This is a genomic window from Azoarcus olearius (assembly GCF_001682385.1).
GTDB classification, from domain to species: Bacteria; Pseudomonadota; Gammaproteobacteria; order Burkholderiales; family Rhodocyclaceae; genus Azoarcus; species Azoarcus olearius.
In genome coordinates this window covers 1,834,481-1,854,846 of record NZ_CP016210.1, presented here as the reverse complement: position 1 = coordinate 1,854,846, position 20,366 = coordinate 1,834,481, and the positions used below count along the sequence as shown (strand labels likewise).

Below are 20,366 nucleotides of genomic sequence, written 5' to 3'. Positions count from 1 at the left end.
AAGGAACGCGGCCTTTTTGTTTTTCGACGGCGGCGGATCGCTCCGCCGCCCCTCGCCTCAATGCGTTCGCGAACGCCGCCGGCGCGAGGCCGATTCGCCGTCGTTGAAGGCGTGACGCGCCGCCGTCATGTCCGCCAGCACCGCGGCCACCTTGTAGTTCAGCGATCCGCGCGGCATCGCGCCCTTGGCGTCGGGTTCGCCTGCCGGCACGCCGGTCAGCACTTCCATCGCCTCGTCCACCGTGCTCACCGGGTAGATGTGGAAGCGGCCGGCGCGGGCTGCTTCGACCACGTCCTGGCGCAGCATCAGGTGGCGCACGCTGGCTGCGGGAATCACCACGCCATGGCTGCCGTCCAGACCGCGTGCGGCGCAGAGGTCGAAGAAGCCTTCGATCTTCTCGTTCACCCCGCCGATCACCTGCACCTCACCGAACTGGTTGACCGAACCGGTGATGGCCAGCCGCTGTTCGATCGGCAACTGGGTGAGGGCCGACAGCAGCGCGCACAGCTCCGCCAGCGACGCGGAATCACCTTCGACCGGCGCGTACGACTGTTCGAACACCAGGCTGGCCGACAAGGACAGGGGCTGATGGCGGGCGTAGCGGGCGGCAAGGAAGGCCGACAGGATCAGCACACCCTTGGAGTGGATCGCGCCGCCAAGGTCGGCCTCGCGCTCGATGTCGACCACGTCGCCCTCGCCCAGCCTCACCGTGGCCGAGATGCGCACCGGATGGCCGAAGCGCTCGCCGGCGAGTTCGATGACGACCAGGCCGTTGATCTGGCCGGCACGGGCGCCGCTGGTGCTGATCAAGGTGGTGCCTTCCAGCATCGACTGCCGCACCCGTTCGGAATAGCGACCGTAACGGTGGCGGCGTGCCGCCAGTGCCGACTCCACCGCGGCCACGTCCACCCGGTCGCGCTGCTGCAGGCGGGCGAAGTGATCCGCCTCGCGCATCAGGTCGGCGAGGCTGCGGGTCTGCAGCGACAGCCTGCCGGCGTCTTCAGCCAGCCGTGCGCCCTCCTCGATCAGGCGCGCAACGGCGTTGCGCTCCAAGGGCATCAGCTTGGCGCCGCGGGCCAACATGGCGAGCAGGCGCGCGTATTCGAACTCGGTTGCCGCGGTGCGCGGCAGATCGTCGTCGAAGTCCGCCGCCACCTTGAACAGTTCGGCGAACTCGGGATCGTGCTCCATCAGCAGGTAATAGATGTCGCGGTCGCCGATCATCACCACCTTGAGCCGGCACGGCACCGCCTCCGGCTCCAGCGTCAGCGCCCCGCTCCAGCCCTGCGCCTCGGCGGGCGGTTCGATGCGGATTTCTCCCGAGCGCAGCGTGCGCTTGAGGCCCTCCCAGGCAAACGGCTGCGACAACACCCGTTCGGCGTCGATGACGAGGTAGCCGCCGTTGGCGCGATGCAGCGCACCCGCGCGGATCAGGTTGAAGTGGCTGACCTGCACGCCCTGCTGCACCACGTGCTCGATGCGGCCGATGAGATTGCCGTAGCCAGGATTGTTCTCGAACACGATGGGCGCGCCCTGCGAACTGGCGTGATCCACCAGCAGCTTGACCTGATAGCGGGTGAAGCGGGTGGATTCCTCCGGTTCGCCGTCCTCGTCGTCCTCCTCCATCATCATGTGGTTAACCGCGTTGTCGAGCACATCGCGGAACACCGCGTCGAAGAAGGACAGCACCTCGGGCAGGTCGGCGTGACGCTCGCGCATGTCGCGCATCAGGTGTCCCACGGCCGGCGACAGCACCTCGTGCTCCGCGCGTACCACTGCTTCGCGCAGCGCCTTGCGCCAGCCGGGAAACTCGTTGAGCAGTTCCTCGAGCTTGTCGCTCCACGATGCGACGCGGACTTCGATCGCGTCGCGCTCTTCCTGCGGAAGCACCTCGAACGCCTCCGGCGACAAGGGTTCGCCGTCCTTGGAGGGGGCAAACACGAAGCCGTCGGGCGTCTGCAGCAACGAAATGCCTTCTTCGGCGCAGGCCTCGCCGATCTCGCGCAAGGCCGCCTCTTCACGCGCCTTGTGATTGTTCTGCAGCGCTTCGACGCGTTCGGTATGGGCCTCCTGGCCCAGGGCCGCTTCGATGGCCGGACCCAGTTCGCGGATGAAGGTCTGCATGTCCGCGCGCAGCGCGGCGCCACGCCCGGCCGGCAGCGTCAGCAGGCGCGGGCGCAGCACCTCGTCGAAGTTGTGCAGGTAACACAGGTCGGGCGGCACCGCCTCATTGGCCGCACGTTCGCGCAGCATGCGGAAGGTCGTCGCATGCTTGCCGCTGCCGGCCTCGCCCAGCACGAACACGTGGTAATCGGAATGGGCGATCGACAGGCCGAAACGCAGCGCATCCATCGCGCGTTCCTGGCCCAGGTCGCCTGGGTGGCTTTCTAGGGTTTCAGTGGTCTCAAAATCGAATTGCTCGGGATTGCAGCGCGTCCGCAGCAGATCCGCGGACAAGGGTGTGGCGTCGGCCATTATGTGTTTTTCTCCGGGAGCCGAAGGTGTATCGAGGAGCGCACGGACGACGCGCGCTCCCCGCCATCTTTACCGCAAGCGTGCGTGCGGGCAAGCCCGCAACGCGGCTCGCCGCAATCGGGCAAGATGCATCAGCGCGGGCTGTACTCGGTCCAGGCCTGCCCCTGCAGATCGTTCTCGAACGCCGGATACAGGCGGTCGTGCTCGGCCAGCAGGCCGAATATGGTGCGGGCGTGCTCTGGCGGAAAGCCCTGCCGGGTCCCACCGCGCGAGTCGGTCAACAGGTTCATCAACCGCCGTCGGCAGGCGCGCGTGCCCCATTCGCTCTCGATCGCCTGCAAGTGGGGAAAACGTTGATACAAGGCGGTGGTATCCACTTTGCGCGACGCTTGGATGCCGGGTGTCTCCATGGGACCTCCTGTCTTCGCTGGCGCTACCGCCTGTTAGTCCGCCCGGCCCCCGGCGGCGTTCCGTCCGGCGGCTGCCTTGCCAGCCTGCAACGGGCTGCCGATAATCCGGTCGAACACAGGCGATCGCGCTCCGCTACTTGATCGCCGACAAGGCGCAGCCGGTAAAGCGGTGCCGACAATGCAACACCGAACGACGGCAAGCTCGCATCCCATGAAGGTCATCCCGATCCGCCCCGCCTCCTCCGCCCGCATCGACCTGCCGCCCCCTCCGGCCGCCGGCTTGCCCTTGCTCGACACCCGCGGCCGCAGCGTGCGCGACCTGCGCATCTCGGTAACCGACCGCTGCAACTTCCGCTGCGTCTATTGCATGCCGCGCGAGGTGTTCGACAAGGACTATCCCTTCCTCCCGCGCGGCCAGTTGCTCAGCTTCGAGGAGATCCTGCGCGTCGCCCGCCTGTTCGTGGCGCGCGGGGTCCGCAAGATCCGCATCACCGGCGGCGAGCCGCTGCTGCGCAAGGACATCGAGCGGCTGGTGGAAATGCTGGCGGCGCTGGATGGCGTCGAGCTGACGCTGACCACCAACGGCGTGCTGCTGCCGCGGCTGGCCAAGAAACTGCGCGATGCCGGCCTGCATCGCGTCACCGTCAGCCTCGACGCGCTGGACGACGCGACCTTCCGCCGCATGAACGATGCCGACTACCCGGTCGAACGCGTACTCGAAGGCATCGCCGCGGCGCGGGACGCCGGCTTCGAGGGCATCAAGGTGAACATGGTGGTCAAGCGCGGTACCAACGACCAGGACATCGAGGCGATGGCGCGGCATTTCCGCGGCAGCGGCAACATCCTGCGCTTCATCGAATTCATGGACGTCGGCTCCAGCAACGGCTGGAAGATGGACGAAGTGCTGCCCTCGCGCGAGGTGATCGCGCGCATCGACCGCCTGTTTCCGCTCGAACCCATCGACCCCAACTATGAGGGCGAGGTGGCGGAGCGTTGGCGCTACAAGGACGGAAGCGGCGAGGTCGGGGTGATTTCCTCGGTGACACAGGCGTTCTGCGGCACCTGCACCCGCATCCGCCTATCCACCGAAGGCAAGCTCTACACCTGTCTGTTCGCCCAGCAGGGGCACGACCTGCGCCAGCTGCTGCGCGAAGGGGCCGATGATGGCCAGCTCGATGCCGCCATCGCCCATGTGTGGCAGCAACGCGACGACCACTATTCCGAAATCCGCACTGCCGCCACGGCCAAGGCGCACAAGATCGAGATGTCCTACATCGGCGGCTGAGCGCTCAGCTGACGCTCAGGCCAACGCCCGCAAACTGGCAAGCGGCGGCCGCCGCAGCAGGCCGCGCGTGCCCAGCCAGCCACCGGCCACCACCCCGGTCGCGCCCAGCGCCGCCGCCAGCAGCACCGGCGCCGCCCCCGGCACGTAGGCCATCTTGAACACGAAGTGCGCGAGCAGCCAGCCGATCGCACTCGCGCCCGCGCCGGCCAGCACGCCGGCCGCGCCGCCGAGGACCAGGAATTCCGCCAGCAGCGCCTGCCGTACCTGACGGTTGCGCGCGCCCAGGGTACGCAGCACCGCCAGTTCGAACTCGCGCTCGTCATGCGTGGATTGCAGCGCCGCGAACAGCACCACCAGCCCGGCCAGCACCGCAAAACCGAACACGAACTGGACGATGAGCACCAGCTTGTCGACCATCGTGTGCACCTGCGCAAGCACCGCCGTCACGTCGATGACCGACAGGTTGGGAAAGGCATTGACCAGCGCGGTGGAGAACGCCGCCCGCTCCGGCGGCAGATGGAAACTGGTGATGAGACTGGCCGGATAGTCCTCCAGCCAGCCGGGCGAGGCGATGAAGAAGAAATTGACCCGCATCGAATCCCACGACAGCGCACGCACGCTGGTGATCGGCGCCTCCACGCTGCGTCCCGCAATCTCGAAGCGCACGCGGTCTCCGACCTTCAGGCCGAAGGTCTCCGCCAACCCGGCTTCCACCGACAACTGCGGCTGCGCGGCGTCGCCGTGCCAGCGCCCGGCGGAGACGCGGTTGCCGGACGGCAGGCGGCTGTCGTAGGACAGGTTGAACTCGCGCTCCGCAAGCCGGCGCGTGCGTTCATCCTGGAAGTCCGACGCCTTCACCGGCGCGTCGTTGATGGCGGTCAGGCGGGCGCGGATCATCGGCTGGATATCCGGGGCCGGCAGGCCGGCTTCGACGAAGCGGGCCGCGATGCCCTCGCGCTGGTCGGGCTGGATGTTGATGATGAAGCGATTGGGCGCGTCCGGCGGCGCCATCCGCTGCCAGTTGTCCAGCAGGTCGCCGCGGATCAGCGTCAGCAGCAGCAACGCGGTCATGCCGAGCCCGAGCGCCGTCACCTGGATCACGCTGCCGCCCATGCGCCGGCCGAGCGCGGCCAGGCCATACCGCCAGCCGCCGCGCACCCCGGCGCCACCCTTCAGGCGGGTGACAGCCCGCAGCCCCCACCAAGCGGCCAGCGCGAAGACGCCGAGCGCGGCGACAAAGCCGGCCGCCGCGAAGGCCCCGAGGCGCAGGTCGCCCGCGATCCAGAACACCAGCCCAAGCAGCGCAACGCCACCGAAGCCCCAGGCGGCGCTGCTGGCGGCTTCGACCACGTCGAATTCGCGCCGCAACACCCGCAGCGTCGACACCCGCCCCAACCGCAGCAGCTGCGGCAGCACGAAGCCGACCAGCAGCGCGATGCCGACCACGAGGCCGTGCGCCAGCGGCAGCAGCGAGGGCTGCGGCAGCTCGCTGGCGACGAGTTCGCTGACGCCGCCCGCGAGCGCCCACTGCGTGAGCCAGCCCAAGGCGCTGCCGCACAGCGCCGCGATCAGGCCGAACACCAGGAATTCGCCGGCCATCACACCCAGCACCTGACGCTGGCGGGCACCCAGGCACCGCATCACCGCGCAGGCGTCGACGTGACGCCGCATGAAGCGGCGCGCCGACAGCCCCACCGCGACCGCCGCGAGGATCACCGCCAGCAGCGCCGACAGGCGCAGGAAGCGCTGTGCGCGGTCGAGCATGTCGCGCACCTCGGGGCGGGCGTTCTCGATCGTTTCGATGCGCTGGCCGCGCCCCAACCGCGGACGCGCCCATTCGGCATAGGCATCGACGGCGGCCTGAGGCCCTGCGAGTTGAAGCAGCCAGGTTGCGCGGCTACCGACGCCGAGCAGGCCGGTCGCTTCCAGATCCGCGGCATTGAACATGGCACGCGGCAGTAGGCTGAAGAAATTGCTACCGCGATCGGATTCGAAGCTGACCATGGCGCCCACGCGGAAAGCCACCCGGCCCAGCTCCACCGTGTCGCCCACTTTCAGACCCAACTCGGCGAACAGCCGCTCGTCCAGCCAGGCTTCGCCGCGCTCCGGCACCCGCCCCGCCACCGCGTCCGGTGTATTGGGCGCCGGCGCGATGCGCAACGCGCCGCGCAAGGGATAGCCCGGCTGTACCACCTTGACCCCCGCCAGCTGAGTGGCGTCCGGCGTGCTCGCCATACTGGTGAATTGCACCGTGACCACCGCTTCCAGCCCGCGCCGCCGCGCCTCGTCGGCAAACTCCTCGGACCACGGCCGGTCCGCGCGCAGCAGCAGGTCACCACCGAGCAACTGGTTTGCCTCGCGGTCCAGCCCGCGCCCGACGCGGTCGGCGAGAAAGCCGACACTCGTAAGGCTGGCGACCGCGACCACGATCGCCAGCCCCAGCAGGTGCAATTCGCCCGCGCGCAGGTCGCGCAGCATCATGCGGAAAGCGAGCCGGAGCGTGTTCATGAAGGGTCCTCAGCGCGCCGGCAGCAGACGCCGCACCAGCTCCACCCAATAGCCGATGCCCGCCGGCAGGATGTCGTCGTTGAAGTCGTAATGCGGGTTGTGCAGCGTGCAGCCGCCCTCGCCCGGGCCGTTGCCGATCCAGATATAGGCGCCCGGCTTCTTCTGCAGGAAGAAGGCGAAGTCCTCTGCCCCCATGCTGGGTGGCGCGGCGGTAGTCACCGCGCTTTCCCCCGCCACCGCCCGCGCGGCGTCGGCGCACAGCGCGGCCTCGGCGGCGGTGTTGACCGTCGGCGGATAGCCGCGCCGGTATTCGAATTCGACCTCCACGCCGAATGCCGCCGCGGTGCCCTCGCACAGCGTGCGCAGGCGCGCTTCCACCGCCTCCTGCACCTGTTCCGAGAAGGCCCGCACGGTGCCGGCCAGCTCGGCGCGGTCGGGAATGGCGTTGTAGGCCTCGCCCGCATGGAACTGGGTGATGGACACCACCGCCGACACCACCGGGTCGAGGTTGCGCGAGACGATGGTCTGCACCGCCTGCACCAGCGCCGCGGCCGCGGTCACCGGGTCGGTGCCCAGGTGCGGCATCGCGGCGTGGGCGCCATGGCCGCGGACCGTGATGTCGAAGCGGTCTGCGCTCGCCATCACCGGCCCGGCGTGCACCGCAAAGCTGCCGGCCGCCATGCCGGGCCAGTTGTGCATGCCGAATACCGACTCCATCGGAAAACGGTCGAACAGGCCGTCCTCGATCATCGCCCGCGCGCCGCCCTCACCCTCTTCGGCAGGCTGGAAGATCAGGTACACCGTGCCGTCGAAATCCGGCCGCGCGGCCAGGACCTCGGCAGCGCCGAGCAGCATCGTCGTGTGGCCGTCATGCCCGCAGGCATGCATGCAGGCCTCCACAGTGGAGCGGTGGGCGAAGGTGTTACGCTCGGTAATCGGCAGCGCGTCCATGTCCGCGCGCAGGCCGATCGCACGCAGGCCGCGGCCACCGCGCACGACGCCGACCACGCCGGTGCCGCCAAGGCCGCGATGCACCTCCAGCCCGAGCGACGTCAGGTGGCGGGCGACGACGTCGGCAGTGCGGTGTTCGGCGAAGGCGAGTTCCGGATGGGCGTGAAGGTCGCGGCGGATCGCCTTCAGGTTGTAAAGACGCGGACTGACGATGTCGATGATGCTCATGGTTGCACCCAGGCCGGAAAGGCGGCGGAAGACGGACGGCGGGAACGGCCGAGTGTAGTACAGGACCCGAAGGACTGTGCGCCGCCCGCTCCCCGGTGCGAGAACCGTACGAAAACAGTGCGCCCCAAAACAGGGCGCGCCCGATTAGGGTGCATGAATACGCCCGCTGGCCCCGGCAGATGGCCTATCGCGCTTGGCGCAAGACTTGCTGAGCCGACTTTCAAACAGCTCGAAGAAGGAATCCGTTCATGTCCATCCATGTGGCGCTGAATCACGTCACCACCTACACGTACGACCGCCCGATCAACCTCGGACCGCAGGTGATCCGGCTGCGCCCTGCGCCGCACAGCCGCTCCCGCATCCTGTCGTACTCGCTGCGCGTGCTGCCCGCCACCCACTTCATCAACTGGCAGCAGGACCCCCAGTCCAACTATCTCGCGCGCCTCGTCTTCCCGGAAAAGACGAAGGAGTTCCGCATCGAGGTGGACCTGGTCGCCGAGATGGCGGTGATCAACCCGTTCGACTTCTTCCTCGAACCCCATGCCGAGCACATCCCCTTCGAATACGAATCGTGGCAGCGCGACGAGCTGTCGCCCTATTTCAAGAAGCTGCCGCTGACCCCGCGTTTCGCGGAATACCTCAACGGCATCGAGCGCGAGAAGCGCCAGAGCGTGAACTTCCTCGTCGATCTCAACGCCGAGCTGTTCAAGCACATCGAATACACGATCCGGATGGAACCCGGCGTGCAGACCCCGGAAGAGACGCTGGAAAAGCGTTCCGGTTCCTGCCGCGACTCGGCCTGGCTGCTGGTGCAGCTGCTGCGTCACCTCGGTCTGGCGGCCCGCTTCGTGTCGGGCTACCTGATCCAGCTCACGCCCGACGTCAAATCGCTCGACGGCCCCTCCGGCCCGGAGAAGGACTTCACCGACCTGCACGCCTGGTGCGAGGTCTACCTGCCCGGCGCGGGCTGGATCGGACTGGACCCCACCTCGGGGCTCTTCGCCGGCGAAGGCCACATTCCCTTGGCGTGCACGCCCGACCCCTACTCCGCCGCCCCGGTTACCGGCGCGCTGGACAAGTGCGAGGTGGCGTTCGAACACGCGATGAAGGTCACCCGCATCTGGGAAGCGCCGCGCGTCACCAAACCCTATACCGAGGCGCAGTGGAGCGAGATCGAACGCCTCGGCCACGCGATCGACGCCGAACTCGCGGAGCACGACGTCCGCCTCACGCAAGGCGGCGAACCCACCTTCGTGTCGGTGGACGATCCGGACGGCGCCGAGTGGAACACCACCGCGATGGGGCCCAACAAGAAGCGGCTGGCCTCCGACCTGTACGACCGCCTTGCGGCCAAGTACGGCCCGCAGGGGCTGGTGCATTACGGTCAGGGCAAGTGGTATCCGGGCGAACAGCTGCCGCGCTGGTCGCTCAACTGCTTCTGGCGCAAGGATGGCGAGCCGATGTGGACCCGCCGCGATCTGATCGCCGACGAATCGCGCCCGGGCGGAGCAACCGACATCATCGCGGGCCGCTTCCTGCGCGGCATCGCCGATCGCCTCGGGCTGGACGCGCAATACGTCTTTCCGGCGTATGAAGACGTCTTCTACTACCTGTGGCGCGAACGCCGCCTGCCGGCCAACGTCGATCCCTTCGACTCGCGCCTGGACGATCCGCTCGAGCGCGAGCGGCTCATGAAGGTCTATAGCCAGGGGCTCACCAAGATCGCCGGCCACGTGCTGCCGATCGCTCGCAACCCGGCCAACGACGCCTGGCAGACCGGGCCGTGGTTCCTCCGCAGCGAACGGTGCTACCTGATTCCCGGCGACTCGCCGCTCGGCTACCGCCTGCCGCTCGATTCCCAGCCGTGGGCCACGCCGGGGGATTACCCCTGGATCCACCAGCCCGACCCGTTCGAGCGCTTCAAGCCGCTTCCGACGCATGCCGCAATCCGCCAGCAGTTCGGCCCCGCAAGCGGCTTTGCAACCCTGCGCCCCGCGGCCGGCGGCATGCCGGGCAGCGGCGGCGAAGACGGCAACAGCAACGGCAAGGCCCGCAGCCAGGCCGAAATCACCGATCGCAAGCCGCAGGGCAAGCAATCGGCCGGCTGGATCACCCGCACCGCGATGTGCGCCGAGGCGCGCAACGGTACGCTGTACGTGTTCATGCCGCCGGTCGCCACGCTGGAGGACTACCTGGAGATCGCCGCCGCCGTCGAAGCCACCGCCGAAAGCCTCAACCACCCGGTGATGCTCGAAGGCTACGAGCCGCCGCGCGACCCGCGCCTGTCGCACTTCCGCATCACCCCCGACCCGGGCGTGATCGAGGTGAACATCCACCCGGCGTCGAACTGGGACGAGCTGGTCGACCAGACCACCCACCTGTACGAATCGGCCCACTACTCGCGCCTCACCACCGAGAAGTTCATGCTCGACGGCCGCCACACCGGCACCGGCGGGGGCAACCACTTCGTGCTCGGCGGCGCAACCCCGGCCGACTCGCCCTTCCTGCGCCGGCCCGACCTGCTGCGCAGTCTGGTGAGCTACTGGAACAACCACCCCAGCCTGTCCTACCTCTTCTCCGGCATGTTCATCGGGCCGACCTCGCAGGCGCCGCGCATCGACGAAGCGCGCAACGACTCGGTGCCGGAGATCGAACTCGCCTTCCGCGAGATGGACCGCGTGTGCCAGTCCGGCCCCAACGGCTGCCCGCCGTGGATGGTCGACCGGCTGTTGCGCAACCTGCTGATCGACGTTACCGGCAACACCCACCGCGCCGAGTTCTGCATCGACAAGCTGTACTCGCCCGACGGCCCCACCGGCCGTCTCGGCCTGCTGGAGATGCGCGCGTTCGAAATGCCGCCGCATGCGCGCATGAGCCTGACCCAGCAGCTGCTGCTGCGCACACTGGTCGCCCGCTTCTGGAAAGACCCCTACACCCCGCCCAAGCTGGTGCGCTGGGGCACCGAACTGCACGACCGCTTCCTGCTGCCGCATTTCGTCTGGCAGGACTTCAGCGACGTCATCGGCGACCTGCAGGCCGACGGCTATCCGATCCAGCCGGAGTGGTTCGCGTCGCACCTCGAGTTCCGCTTCCCCAAGTATGGTGACTTCGCGGTCAAGGGCATGCAGCTCGAACTGCGCGCGGCGCTGGAGCCCTGGCACGTGATGGGCGAGGAAGGCGCGATCGGCGGCACCGTGCGCTATGTGGACTCGTCGCTCGAACGTATCCAGGTCAAGCTCAACGGCGCCGCGCCCGACCGCTACACCGTCACCTGCAACGGCGTGCCGGTGCCGCTGCAGCCCACCGGCACCGTGGGCGAGTTCGTCGCCGGCGTGCGCTACCGCGCGTGGCAGCCCGCTTCCTGCCTGCACCCCACCATCGGCACCGACGGCCCGCTCACCTTCGACATCGTCGATACCTGGAACCAGCGCAGCCTGGGCGGCTGCCAATACCACGTCGCCCATCCGGGCGGGCGCAACTACGACACCTTCCCGGTCAACGCCTTCGAAGCGGAGAGCCGTCGCATGGCGCGCTACTTCCGCATGGGCCACACACCGGGGCGGATGGAGGTCGGGGAAGCCCGCATCAACCCGGAGTTCCCATTCACGTTAGACTTGCGCCACTACTAACCCGCGCGCCGCGCCCGGTCCCCGGACGCGGCGCCGTTTTCTTGCGATCATGCCCGCAAGCCTCATCGCCACCTATCCGCTCATCGCAGACCGCTACGACGAGATGCTTGCCACGCGCGGCGACGCGCGCCCGCACTGGCAGGCATTCGCCGAGCGGCTCGAGCACGCTCCCGACGACGTCCTGAAGCGCCGCGCCGAGTTCGTCCGCGACGCCATCGAATCGGACGGCGTCACCTACAACGTCTATGCCGACCCCAAGGGCACCAAGCGCCCGTGGGAGCTCGACATGCTGCCGCTGCTGGTGAGCGCCGACGAGTGGAAGGGCATAGCCGGGGCGATCAGCCAGCGCGCGCGCCTGCTCAACGCCATCCTGGCCGATCTCTACGGGCCGCAGACCCTGCTCGCCGAAGGCCTGCTGCCACCCGCGCTGGTGTTCGGCCAGCATGGTTTCAAGTGGCCCGCGCGCGGCACGGTGCCGCCCGGCAACGTATGGCTGTTCAGCTACGGTGCCGACCTCGCCCGGGCGCCGGACGGCCGCTTCTGGGTGATCGCCGACCGCACCCAGGGCCCCTCGGGCGCAGGCTATGCGCTGCAGAACCGCATCATCGTCTCGCGCGCGTTTCCGGATGCCTTCCGTGAGCTGCACGTGCAGCCGCTGGCCAGCTTCTTCCGCGCGATGCAGGACGGCCTCGCCCGCCTCGCACCGGCCGACGGCGACGTGCCGCTCACCGTGCTGCTGACGCCCGGCCCGTACAACGAAACCTATTTCGAGCACGCCTTCCTCGCCCGCTACCTCGGCTTTCCGCTGGTCGAGGGGCAGGATCTCACCGTGCGCGACGACACTGTCTATCTCAAGACGCTGCGCGGCCTGCGCCGGGTGCATGCCATCCTGCGCCGGCTCGACGACGACTTCTGCGATCCGCTCGAGCTGCGCGCCGACTCCGCGCTCGGCATCCCCGGCCTGCTCGGCGCCATCCGGGCCGGGCGCGTGCTGATGGCCAACGCGATCGGCAGCGGGGTGCTCGAATCCGGCGCGATCTTCGGCTTCCTGCCGGCCATCTGCGAACGCCTGCTCGGCGAGCCGCTGGCCATGCCCTCGGTGGCGAGCTGGTGGTGCGGCGAACCCCCGGCGCTGGAATACGTGCTCGAACACCTCGACGAACTCGTCATCAAGCCGGCCTTCCCCAGCATGCGGATGGAGGCGGTGTTCGGCCACCAGCTGAAGGGCGAGGCGCGCAAGACCATGATCGAGCGCATCCTCAAGCAGCCCCACGCCTACGTGGCGCAGGAATGGGTGCGGCTGTCGCAGGCACCCGTGTGGAATCACCGCCTGACCCCGCGCTCGATGGGCATGCGGGTGTTCGCCACCGCCACGCCCGAGGGCTACACCGTCATGCCCGGCGCGCTCGGCCGCGTCGCGCCCCGCCCCGGCATGGAAGTCATCTCGATGCAGCGCGGCGGCCTGTCCAAGGACACCTGGGTGCGGGCCGAGGCGCCGGTGGTGCGCACCTCGCTGCTCAAGCGCCGGCTCGGCGTGATCGACCTGGTGTGCGGCGGCTCGGACATCCCCTCGCGCGTCGGCGAAAACCTGTTCTGGATGGGGCGCTACGCCGAACGCTGCGAAGCCAGCGCACGCATGCTGCGCGCGGCGCTGACGCGCGTGGCCAGTACCGACCCGGAAACGGAGCAAAGTCTCGCCGGTCTGGTGCTGGCGGCGCGCCGACTGGGCGTGCTGTCCGCCGAGCGCGAGGATGAGGACGAGGAGCCGGTGGCGCTCGAAGACGAACTGGTCGCCGCGCTCACTGACCCCACCCAGCCCGGTTCGGTCGCAGCCAACCTGCGCGCACTCGCGTTTTCCGCCAGCCAGGTGCGCGAGCGCCTGTCGTCCGACAACTGGCACGCGCTCAACCGGCTCGAACAGCAGCTCTCCGAGCCGGTGCAGACCACCGACCAGGCGCTGTCGGCGCTGGACCGCGTGATGCAGTCCTGCATCGCGCTCGCGGGTTACGCGATGGACGACATGACGCGCGACGAAGGCTGGCGCTTCCTCATCCTCGGCCGCCGCATCGAACGCATGGCGGGCCTGTCGGGCCTGATCTCGGTGCCGATGGAGGCGCCGGCCGAAGCGCGCGAGCGCATGTTCGAGTGGATGCTGGAAGTCGCCAACTCCATCGTCACCTACCGCGCCCGCTACCGCCGCGTGCCCGAGCTGCTGCCGGTGGTGCACCTGCTGGTGTTCGACACCGCCAACCCGCACGCGGTGGGCTTCCAGGTGGAAATCCTGCAACGCTATCTGGCCCGCACGGCGCGCGAACTCGGCCACCCCTACCCTTCGCTGATGATCGACCCGCTCGCCCGCCGCCTCGAAGACTTCGACCTCACCCGCTTCGAGGCCGAGGACTGCGAACTCGCGATCCGCACCCTGCGCACGCTGCTCAACGATGCGCTGGAGGCGGCCGGCAACCTGTCGGACGAGGTCCATCGCCGCTTCTTCACCCACACGGTGCGGCCGATGCACCTGCGGAGGGTGGCATGAACGCGCGCGCCTGGACGCCCGTGCCCGGCCCCCGCCGCGGCGATGGCCTGAGGGTGGCGCCATGACCCTGCTCCCGCCCAGCGCGCCGATGGCGGCCGCGGTCCGCTACCACATCCGGCACGACACGCTTTACGCCTACGACCAGCCGGTGGGCGAGTCGCGCCAGTTGCTGCGCCTGACGCCGCGCGAGTTGCCGTGGCAGCGCTGCCTCACCCACCGCATCGACGTCCACCCCGAACCCGCCCGCCGTCAGCAGTTCATCGACGGTTTCGGCAACGCGGTGCAGTCGCTGCATTTCGAACGCGACCACGAGGAACTCTTCATCCGCGCCGAAAGCTGGGTGTGTCTCGCGCTGCGCCCGCCGGTGGTGGCCGCCGAATCGCCACCCTGGGAAGCCGTGCGCGACGGCCTCGCCTATCGCGCGGGGCGGCGTAACGACCCGGCGGAACTCGACGCCGCAGGCTACCTGTTCGAATCGAGCCATGTCCGCGTCAAACGCGACTTCGCCGACTATGCCGGGGCCGACTTCAAGCCCGGCGTGCCGCTGCTGGCGGCCGTCAACGGTCTGATGCGGCGCATCTTCGACGAATTCACCTTCGACCCCGAGGCCACCGACGTGTCGACGCCGGTCACCGAGGTGTTCGAAAAACGCCGCGGCGTCTGCCAGGACTACGCCCACTTCATGCTGTCCTGCCTGCGTTCGCTCGGTCTGGCCGCGCGCTACGTGAGCGGCTACATCCTGACCCGGCCGCCGGCCGGCAAGCCGCGGCTGATCGGCGCCGATGCCACACACGCCTGGATCGCGGTGTACTGCCCGCGGCACGGCTGGGTGGACTTCGACCCCACCAATGCGCTGATGCCCGCGCTCGAACACGTCACGATCGGCTGGGGGCGCGATTTCGCCGACGTCTCGCCCTTGCGCGGCGTGCTGCTGGGCGGCGGCGGCCACGAGCCCAAGATCGCGGTGACCATGGTGCCCGAGGGCGAACTCGCGGCGGTGTATGGCGACAGCGAAGCCGTGCTGGCGCCGCTGATCGAGTGACGCGGCCGGCACGCCGGCCGCCCTCCGGGCTGCATTCGTGAAGCTGTACTACGCCGACCATTTCGTCCTGCCGCTGCCGCCGGGCCACCGCTTCCCGATGGAAAAGTACAGCCGGCTGCGGGCGCGGCTCGTCGCCAGCGGCGTGTTTGGCGACGGCGACCTGCGTGAGCCCGCGGCCGCCACCGACGCCGAACTCGCCCGCGCCCACGATCCGGCCTATGTGGCACGCGTGGCGCAAGGCGAACTCGCGGCGGACGAGATCCGCCGCATCGGCTTTCCGTGGTCGGAAGCCATGGTCGAACGCTCGCGCCGCTCCGCCGGCGCGACGCTTGCCGCCTGCCGCAGCGCGCTCGACGAAGGCTGCGGGATCAATCTGGCGGGTGGCACCCACCACGCCCATCGCGAATTCGGCTCCGGCTTCTGCGTGTTCAACGACGCCGCGGTGGCCGCACTGGCGATGCGTGCCGAAGGCCGGGTGCAACGCGTCGCGGTTGTCGATTGCGACGTGCATCAGGGCGACGGCACCGCCGCCATCCTCGCCGGCGTACCCGAGGTATTCACCTGCAGCCTGCACGGCGCCAAGAATTTTCCGTTCCGCAAGGCGCGCAGCGATCTCGACGTCGAACTCCCCGACGACACGGGCGACGAGCCTTACCTGGCGGCGCTCGACAACGCGCTCGAGCGCGTGTTCAGCGAGTTCCGCCCGCAACTGCTGATCTACCTCGCGGGGGCGGACCCCTACGCCGGCGACCGCCTTGGCCGACTTGCGCTGAGCAAACAGGGCCTGGCGGAACGCGACCGGCGCGTCCTTGCACGCTGCCACGCCAGCGGCCTGCCCGTCGCCATTGCGATGGCCGGCGGGTACGCCAGCGAGATCGACGATACGGTGGACATCCACTACCGCACCGTCCTCACCGCCGCAGGCCTTTTCCACCGCCCAGCCGGCGTGCGATGAGCGCAGGCTCGCCATCAGACTGGACGCTTTACGGCGTGGACTTCACGTCGGCACCGCGCGCGCACAAGCCGATCGTGATTGCGCGCGGACACGCCGTCGGCAACGAGGTGGCCTTGCTCGCCCTCGAACGCTGCGCTGACTGGCGCGCGTTCGAAGCCATCCTGACCCGACCGGGCCCCTGGCTGGGCGCGTTCGATCTCCCCTTCGGCTTGCCGCGTGAGGCAGTGCTGGACCTCGGCTGGCCCACCGCGTGGCCAGCGCTGGTGGAACATTGCCGGCGGAGCGGACGCGACGCTTTCCGCAGCGCACTCGACGCCTACCGCGAGAGCCGGCCGCCCGGCCGCCGCTATGCCCACCGCGCGGCCGATGGTCCGGCCGGGTCACATAGCCCGCTCAAGCTGGTCAATCCGCCGGTGGGGCTGATGTTCCTCGAAGGCGCGCCACGCCTGCTCGACGCGGGCGTCACGTTGCCCGGCATGCACCTCGCGGACCCGCAGCGGGTGGCGATGGAGGCCTATCCCGGCGCGCTCGCACGCGGCATCACGCGCGCTCCGTACAAGAGCGACGAACGGCGCAAGCAGACCGAGGCGCGGGCGGCGGCACGGCAAACGATCGTGGAGGCGCTCGAAGCCGGCGGACATCCGCTGCGCCTGCGGCTCGTTGCGGATGCGTCGCTGCGGACCCAACTGCTGGCCGATGCGAGCGGAGATTGTCTGGACGCGACGCTGGCGCTGGTGCAGGCCGCGTGGGCCTTGCACGCCGGTGCGCCGCTGTACGGGTTGCCGGCCGGCTTCGACCCGCTGGAAGGCTGGATCGTCGCCTGCGGCTGAGGCGACTTACTGGATTTCGATGCGCAGCGTGGGTACTTCGCCACCACGGCGCACCCGTTCCTGCCGAATCAGCGCCGCAATGTCGGTATTGCCGTTGGCCATCGCCCACGAGTCGGCGGTCTGCCCGGCATCATTGCGCGCATCGACGCTGGCGCCCGCGCGCAGCAGCAGGCGAACCACCTCGATGTGGCCGTTGCGCGCGGCGAGCATCAAGGGCGTGGACTTGTTCGGGGCGGGCGCGTCGACCTCGGCCCCCGCGGCAAGCAGGCGCTGGGCGATTTCGAGACGCCCTTCGAAGGCGGCGTAATGCAGCGGCGACCAGCCGTCGTGGCTGACCGGCGCGCCCGCCGCGATCAGCATCTCGGCAACCCGGTCGTAGCCCCGCAGCACCGCCAGCATCAGCGCAGAATCCCCCGCCAGGTTGCGCTGGCCCAGCGCCACCCGGTGCCGCAGCAGGGCTTCGACCGTATCCGCGTTGCCTTCACGCGCGGCGAGAATCAACAGCGTGTTGCCCTGCTCGTCCACCGTGTTGGGGTCGATGCCCCGCTCCAGCAGGCGTTGCAGTTGTGCGGTATCGCCCAGGCGCGCGGAACTCAAGGCGTCATCGTAGCTGCCGGCGCGTGCCGGGCCCCAGCACAAACAGGCACCGAGTGCGGCGACGAGGATGAAACGGCGTGCGGAATCAGGGGTGCGCATGGCTGAACAGACGGAAGAAGTTGTCGGTGGTGGCTTCCGCGATACGGCTGAGCGGCTCGCCGCGCAGGCGGGCGATCTCCTCCGCCACATGCACCACCCAGGCCGGCTCGTTGGTGTGGCCGCGGTGCGGCACCGGCGCCAGATAGGGCGAATCGGTCTCGATCAGCAGACGGTCGAGCGGCACCAGGGTGGCGACCTCCTTGAGCGCGGCCGCATTGCGGAAGGTGACGATGCCGGAAAAGGAGATGTAGAAGCCGAGGTCCAGCGCGGCCTCAGCCACCTCGCGGGTTTCGGTGAAACAGTGCATGACACCGCCGGCGGCGCCGGCATCTTCCTCGTTCATCAGCCGCAGGGTGTCGGCGGCGGCGTTACGGGTGTGGACGATCAGCGGCTTGCCACAGGCGCGCGCGGCGCGGATGTGGGTGCGAAAGCGTGCCCGCTGCCATTCCGGCGCGTCCTTGTGCCAGTAGTAATCCAGCCCGGTCTCGCCAATGGCAACCACCCGCGGATGCGCCGCCAGTGCGGTCAGCCGCGCGACATCGGGCTCTTCGCAGTCGGCGTTGTCCGGATGCACGCCCACCGAAGCCCACAGGCCGGGATGGCGTTCGGCCACGGCGAGAACACGCGGAAAATCCTCGAGCTTGACGCTGACGCACAGCGCGTGGCGCACGTCGTTGGCCGCCATGGCGGCGAGCACTTCGTCCTCGCGCGCGATCAGGTCGGGAAAATCGAGATGACAGTGGGAATCGACGTACATCGTGGAGCAGCGCGCCGGGCGCGGGTCAGAGCGTGTGGGTGGGGCGATTGGAGCCGAGATGGCCGGCGAGGATCTGCTCGATGCGGTGACGCAAGGCCTTGCCCGATTCGTCCTCGGAAAAATGCACGCCGATGCCCTGGGTCTTGCCGCCCTGGGCGCCGTGCGGCGTGGCCCACACCACCGACCCCGCCACGGGATGCTTGGTCGGGTCATCCATCAGCTGCAGCAGCATGAAGACTTCATCGCCGAGGCTGTAGGTCTTGGGGGTTGGCACGAAGATGCCGCCATTGACCAGAAAGGGCATGTAGGCCGCATACAACGCCGACTTTGAATTGATGTTCAGCGACAGCACGCTGGGGCGCGCCACCTGCGGTCTGGGTGCGGCGGGTTCGCTCATCCTCTGGCTCCGGAAAGGGCGCGCGCATAGCGCAACAGCATGTCTTCGAGCACCAGCCGCATGTTCAATGGATGCTGGGCAACGCGGCGGATCTGGGCGAATTCATTGTAGCAGTTGGTTATCGCGGCCACGCTGCTGCGCTCGCACAGCGCGGCGAGCGCAGCCTGCTGGGCGGAGAAGAAACGTACCCGGCCGCCCAGCCGGAGCGCCGCCAGATCGGCCACCCAGCGCTGCATCCAGTCGATCAGCTGTGGCAGACCGAAACCGGCCGCGATCGCCTCCTTGGACTTCAGCCACGCTTCCCAGCGGCCGGCAAGCTGCAAGGGGTCGGCCGCCGGCAGCTCGCCCAACTCGCGCACGAAGCGTGCGAGCAGCGCGTCGCCGCCCGCCTCCTGCAACCGGACCGCGGCCAGGGGCATGCCGCCCACGACATCGAGCAGCGCGCTTGCGGCGCCGGCGTGCCCCTGCCATTGCGCCAGTTGCCCGGACGACGGGCGGGAAAACGACCACTGCTGGCAGCGGCTGCGCAGCGTGGGCAGCAGGCGGCGCGGTGCCGAGGACACCAGCACGAAGGTGCAGCCCGCGGGCGGTTCCTCCAACAGCTTGAGCAGCGCATTGGCGGTGAATACGTTCATCGCCTCGGCAGGGTCGACGACGACCACCCGGCGCGCGCTGTGGTGGCCGGTTACCGTCAGCGCCTCCTGCAGGTCACGGATCTGTTCGATCACGATCTGCGCCGACTTGGCCTTGGTCGTCCCGCCCTCGCCGTCGCCGCCTTCGGCGGCAGCTTCCTTCTCGGCGTCCGCCGCCGGCACCAGGTGATAGAAGTCCGGGTGATTGCCTGCCAGCCGCCAGGCACAGGCGGCGCAACGGCCGCAGGCGGCACCGTCGGCCGCCGGGCTGTCGCACAGCAGGCGCGCAGCCAGCATCTCGGCCAGATCACGCTTGCCCAGGCCGGCCGGGCCGATGAACAGCAGCGCGTGCGGCAAGCGCCCTTCGAGCGCGACCAGACGCGACCAGACCGGCTGCAGCCACGGATGGATCATGCGAACCAGCGCTCCACCACGAGTTGCTCGATCTCGGCGCGGATCACTTCCGGCGGGCGGTTGGCGTCGATCACGCGGATGCGCTGGGGCGCTGCCTGCGCGCGCTCGAGATAGGCGTTGCGCACGCGCTCGAAGAAGTCGCGCTGTTCGCGTTCGAAGCGGTCCGGCTGCGCGCCGCTCGACACCACGCGCGCGGCGGCGATCTCCGGCGGCAAGTCGAAAACCAGCGTCAGATCGGGTTGAAGGCCGGGATGGACCCAGGCTTCGAGCGCGTCGAACTTCGCCCGCGCGAGCCCGCGCCCGCCGACCTGATAGGCATAGGTGGCGTCGGAAAAGCGGTCGCACACCACCCAGTTTCCGGCCTGCAGCGCGGGCACGATGCGCGCGGCAAGATGTTCGCGGCGTGCGGCGAACATCAGCAAGGCTTCGGTTTCCAGGTTCATCGGCTCATGCAACAGCAACTCGCGCAGACGCTCGCCGAGCGGCGTGCCGCCGGGCTCGCGCGATTGCTCCACCGTGCAACCGCGCGCGCGCAGGATGTCTACGACGGCTGCGATCTGGCTGCTCTTGCCGGCGCCGTCGATGCCCTCGAAAGTGATGAAACGCCCGTGCTGCATGTCG

At 69.0% G+C, this 20,366-nt stretch carries 15 protein-coding genes; 6 read left to right on the top strand and 9 right to left on the bottom strand.

Translation table 11 applies throughout. From position 1 onward, the window contains the following. Positions 1-57: 57 nt before the first annotated feature. Positions 58-2,475, bottom strand: a complete 2,418-nt coding sequence (locus tag dqs_RS08520; protein ID WP_065340198.1) for a Lon protease family protein — start codon at positions 2,473-2,475, stop codon at positions 58-60. Between the two features lie 131 nt (positions 2,476-2,606). After that, positions 2,607-2,885: a hypothetical protein gene (locus tag dqs_RS08515; protein ID WP_011765341.1), complete on the bottom strand. Its 279-nt coding sequence runs from the start codon at positions 2,883-2,885 to the stop codon at positions 2,607-2,609. Positions 2,886-3,096: 211 nt separating this feature from the next. On the opposite strand from dqs_RS08515, the gene moaA reads away from it, so the two are divergent. After that, complete coding sequence (moaA, locus tag dqs_RS08510; protein ID WP_065340197.1) at positions 3,097-4,170, top strand: GTP 3',8-cyclase MoaA; 1,074 nt, start codon at positions 3,097-3,099, stop codon at positions 4,168-4,170. Between the two features lie 15 nt (positions 4,171-4,185). Here the strand turns inward: moaA and dqs_RS08505 are convergent, their stop codons facing one another. Together dqs_RS08505 and dqs_RS08500 are read right to left on the bottom strand one after the other, a co-directional pair. Further along, positions 4,186-6,678 (bottom strand): ABC transporter permease, encoded by a 2,493-nt coding sequence (locus tag dqs_RS08505; protein WP_065340196.1) that lies wholly within the window; start codon positions 6,676-6,678, stop codon positions 4,186-4,188. Positions 6,679-6,687: 9 nt separating this feature from the next. Next, on the bottom strand, positions 6,688-7,857 hold the full coding sequence (locus tag dqs_RS08500; RefSeq protein WP_065340195.1) for a M20 aminoacylase family protein: 1,170 nt from the start codon (positions 7,855-7,857) through the stop codon (positions 6,688-6,690). A gap of 248 nt (positions 7,858-8,105) precedes the next feature. Between dqs_RS08500 and dqs_RS08495 the strand changes: the two genes are divergently transcribed. The 5 genes from dqs_RS08495 to dqs_RS08475 all read left to right on the top strand — a co-directional run bounded on the left by dqs_RS08495 (position 8,106) and on the right by dqs_RS08475 (position 16,849). Then, complete coding sequence (locus dqs_RS08495) at positions 8,106-11,486, top strand: transglutaminase family protein (protein WP_065340194.1); 3,381 nt, start codon at positions 8,106-8,108, stop codon at positions 11,484-11,486. A 49-nt stretch (positions 11,487-11,535) separates the two neighbouring features. Beyond that, a complete protein-coding gene (locus dqs_RS08490) occupies positions 11,536-14,022 on the top strand; it encodes a circularly permuted type 2 ATP-grasp protein (protein ID WP_011765336.1) in 2,487 nt (828 codons plus the stop codon). A gap of 61 nt (positions 14,023-14,083) precedes the next feature. Next, positions 14,084-15,064, top strand: a complete 981-nt coding sequence (locus dqs_RS08485) for a transglutaminase family protein (protein ID WP_221405629.1) — start codon at positions 14,084-14,086, stop codon at positions 15,062-15,064. Between the two features lie 37 nt (positions 15,065-15,101). Next, positions 15,102-16,019 carry a histone deacetylase family protein gene (locus dqs_RS08480; RefSeq protein ID WP_065340193.1) on the top strand — a complete coding sequence of 306 codons (918 nt, stop codon included), beginning with the start codon at positions 15,102-15,104 and terminating at the stop codon, positions 16,017-16,019. Then, positions 16,016-16,849, top strand: a complete 834-nt coding sequence (locus tag dqs_RS08475; RefSeq protein WP_065340192.1) for a DUF429 domain-containing protein — start codon at positions 16,016-16,018, stop codon at positions 16,847-16,849. The genes dqs_RS08480 and dqs_RS08475 overlap by 4 nt, the downstream gene beginning before the upstream one ends. Before the next feature lie 6 nt (positions 16,850-16,855). Here dqs_RS08475 and dqs_RS08470 read toward each other — a convergent pair whose 3' ends face one another. From dqs_RS08470 to tmk, 5 genes are read right to left on the bottom strand one after another with little or no spacing between them, the layout of a single operon-like run. Next, on the bottom strand, positions 16,856-17,545 hold the full coding sequence (locus dqs_RS08470) for an ankyrin repeat domain-containing protein (protein WP_011765332.1): 690 nt from the start codon (positions 17,543-17,545) through the stop codon (positions 16,856-16,858). Continuing rightward, entirely contained in the window at positions 17,532-18,302 is a 771-nt protein-coding gene (locus tag dqs_RS08465) for a TatD family hydrolase (RefSeq protein ID WP_065340191.1), read from the bottom strand. Before dqs_RS08465 ends, dqs_RS08470 begins: the two co-directional genes overlap by 14 nt. A 25-nt stretch (positions 18,303-18,327) precedes the next feature. Next, positions 18,328-18,699: a PilZ domain-containing protein gene (locus tag dqs_RS08460; protein ID WP_011765330.1), complete on the bottom strand. Its 372-nt coding sequence runs from the start codon at positions 18,697-18,699 to the stop codon at positions 18,328-18,330. Then, positions 18,696-19,745, bottom strand: a complete 1,050-nt coding sequence (holB, locus tag dqs_RS08455) for a DNA polymerase III subunit delta' (RefSeq protein ID WP_065340190.1) — start codon at positions 19,743-19,745, stop codon at positions 18,696-18,698. The genes dqs_RS08460 and holB overlap by 4 nt, the downstream gene beginning before the upstream one ends. Beyond that, positions 19,742-20,362 carry a dTMP kinase gene (gene tmk, locus dqs_RS08450; protein ID WP_065340189.1) on the bottom strand — a complete coding sequence of 207 codons (621 nt, stop codon included), beginning with the start codon at positions 20,360-20,362 and terminating at the stop codon, positions 19,742-19,744. Before tmk ends, holB begins: the two co-directional genes overlap by 4 nt. Positions 20,363-20,366: the final 4 nt, after the last annotated feature.

What these genes read in the sequence shown, in the direction of transcription:
- dqs_RS08520 (WP_065340198.1), bottom strand. Translation starts at nt 2,475, where the DNA reads ATGGCCGACGCCACACCCTTGTCCGCGGATCTGCTGCGGACGCGCTGC.
- dqs_RS08515 (WP_011765341.1), bottom strand. Translation starts at nt 2,885, where the DNA reads ATGGAGACACCCGGCATCCAAGCGTCGCGCAAAGTGGATACCACCGCC.
- moaA (WP_065340197.1), top strand. Translation starts at nt 3,097, where the DNA reads ATGAAGGTCATCCCGATCCGCCCCGCCTCCTCCGCCCGCATCGACCTG.
- dqs_RS08505 (WP_065340196.1), bottom strand. Translation starts at nt 6,678, where the DNA reads ATGAACACGCTCCGGCTCGCTTTCCGCATGATGCTGCGCGACCTGCGC.
- dqs_RS08500 (WP_065340195.1), bottom strand. Translation starts at nt 7,857, where the DNA reads ATGAGCATCATCGACATCGTCAGTCCGCGTCTTTACAACCTGAAGGCG.
- dqs_RS08495 (WP_065340194.1), top strand. Translation starts at nt 8,106, where the DNA reads ATGTCCATCCATGTGGCGCTGAATCACGTCACCACCTACACGTACGAC.
- dqs_RS08490 (WP_011765336.1), top strand. Translation starts at nt 11,536, where the DNA reads ATGCCCGCAAGCCTCATCGCCACCTATCCGCTCATCGCAGACCGCTAC.
- dqs_RS08485 (WP_221405629.1), top strand. Translation starts at nt 14,084, where the DNA reads ATGACCCTGCTCCCGCCCAGCGCGCCGATGGCGGCCGCGGTCCGCTAC.
- dqs_RS08475 (WP_065340192.1), top strand. Translation starts at nt 16,016, where the DNA reads ATGAGCGCAGGCTCGCCATCAGACTGGACGCTTTACGGCGTGGACTTC.
- dqs_RS08470 (WP_011765332.1), bottom strand. Translation starts at nt 17,545, where the DNA reads ATGCGCACCCCTGATTCCGCACGCCGTTTCATCCTCGTCGCCGCACTC.
- dqs_RS08465 (WP_065340191.1), bottom strand. Translation starts at nt 18,302, where the DNA reads ATGTACGTCGATTCCCACTGTCATCTCGATTTTCCCGACCTGATCGCG.
- dqs_RS08460 (WP_011765330.1), bottom strand. Translation starts at nt 18,699, where the DNA reads ATGAGCGAACCCGCCGCACCCAGACCGCAGGTGGCGCGCCCCAGCGTG.
- holB (WP_065340190.1), bottom strand. Translation starts at nt 19,745, where the DNA reads ATGATCCATCCGTGGCTGCAGCCGGTCTGGTCGCGTCTGGTCGCGCTC.
- tmk (WP_065340189.1), bottom strand. Translation starts at nt 20,362, where the DNA reads ATGCAGCACGGGCGTTTCATCACTTTCGAGGGCATCGACGGCGCCGGC.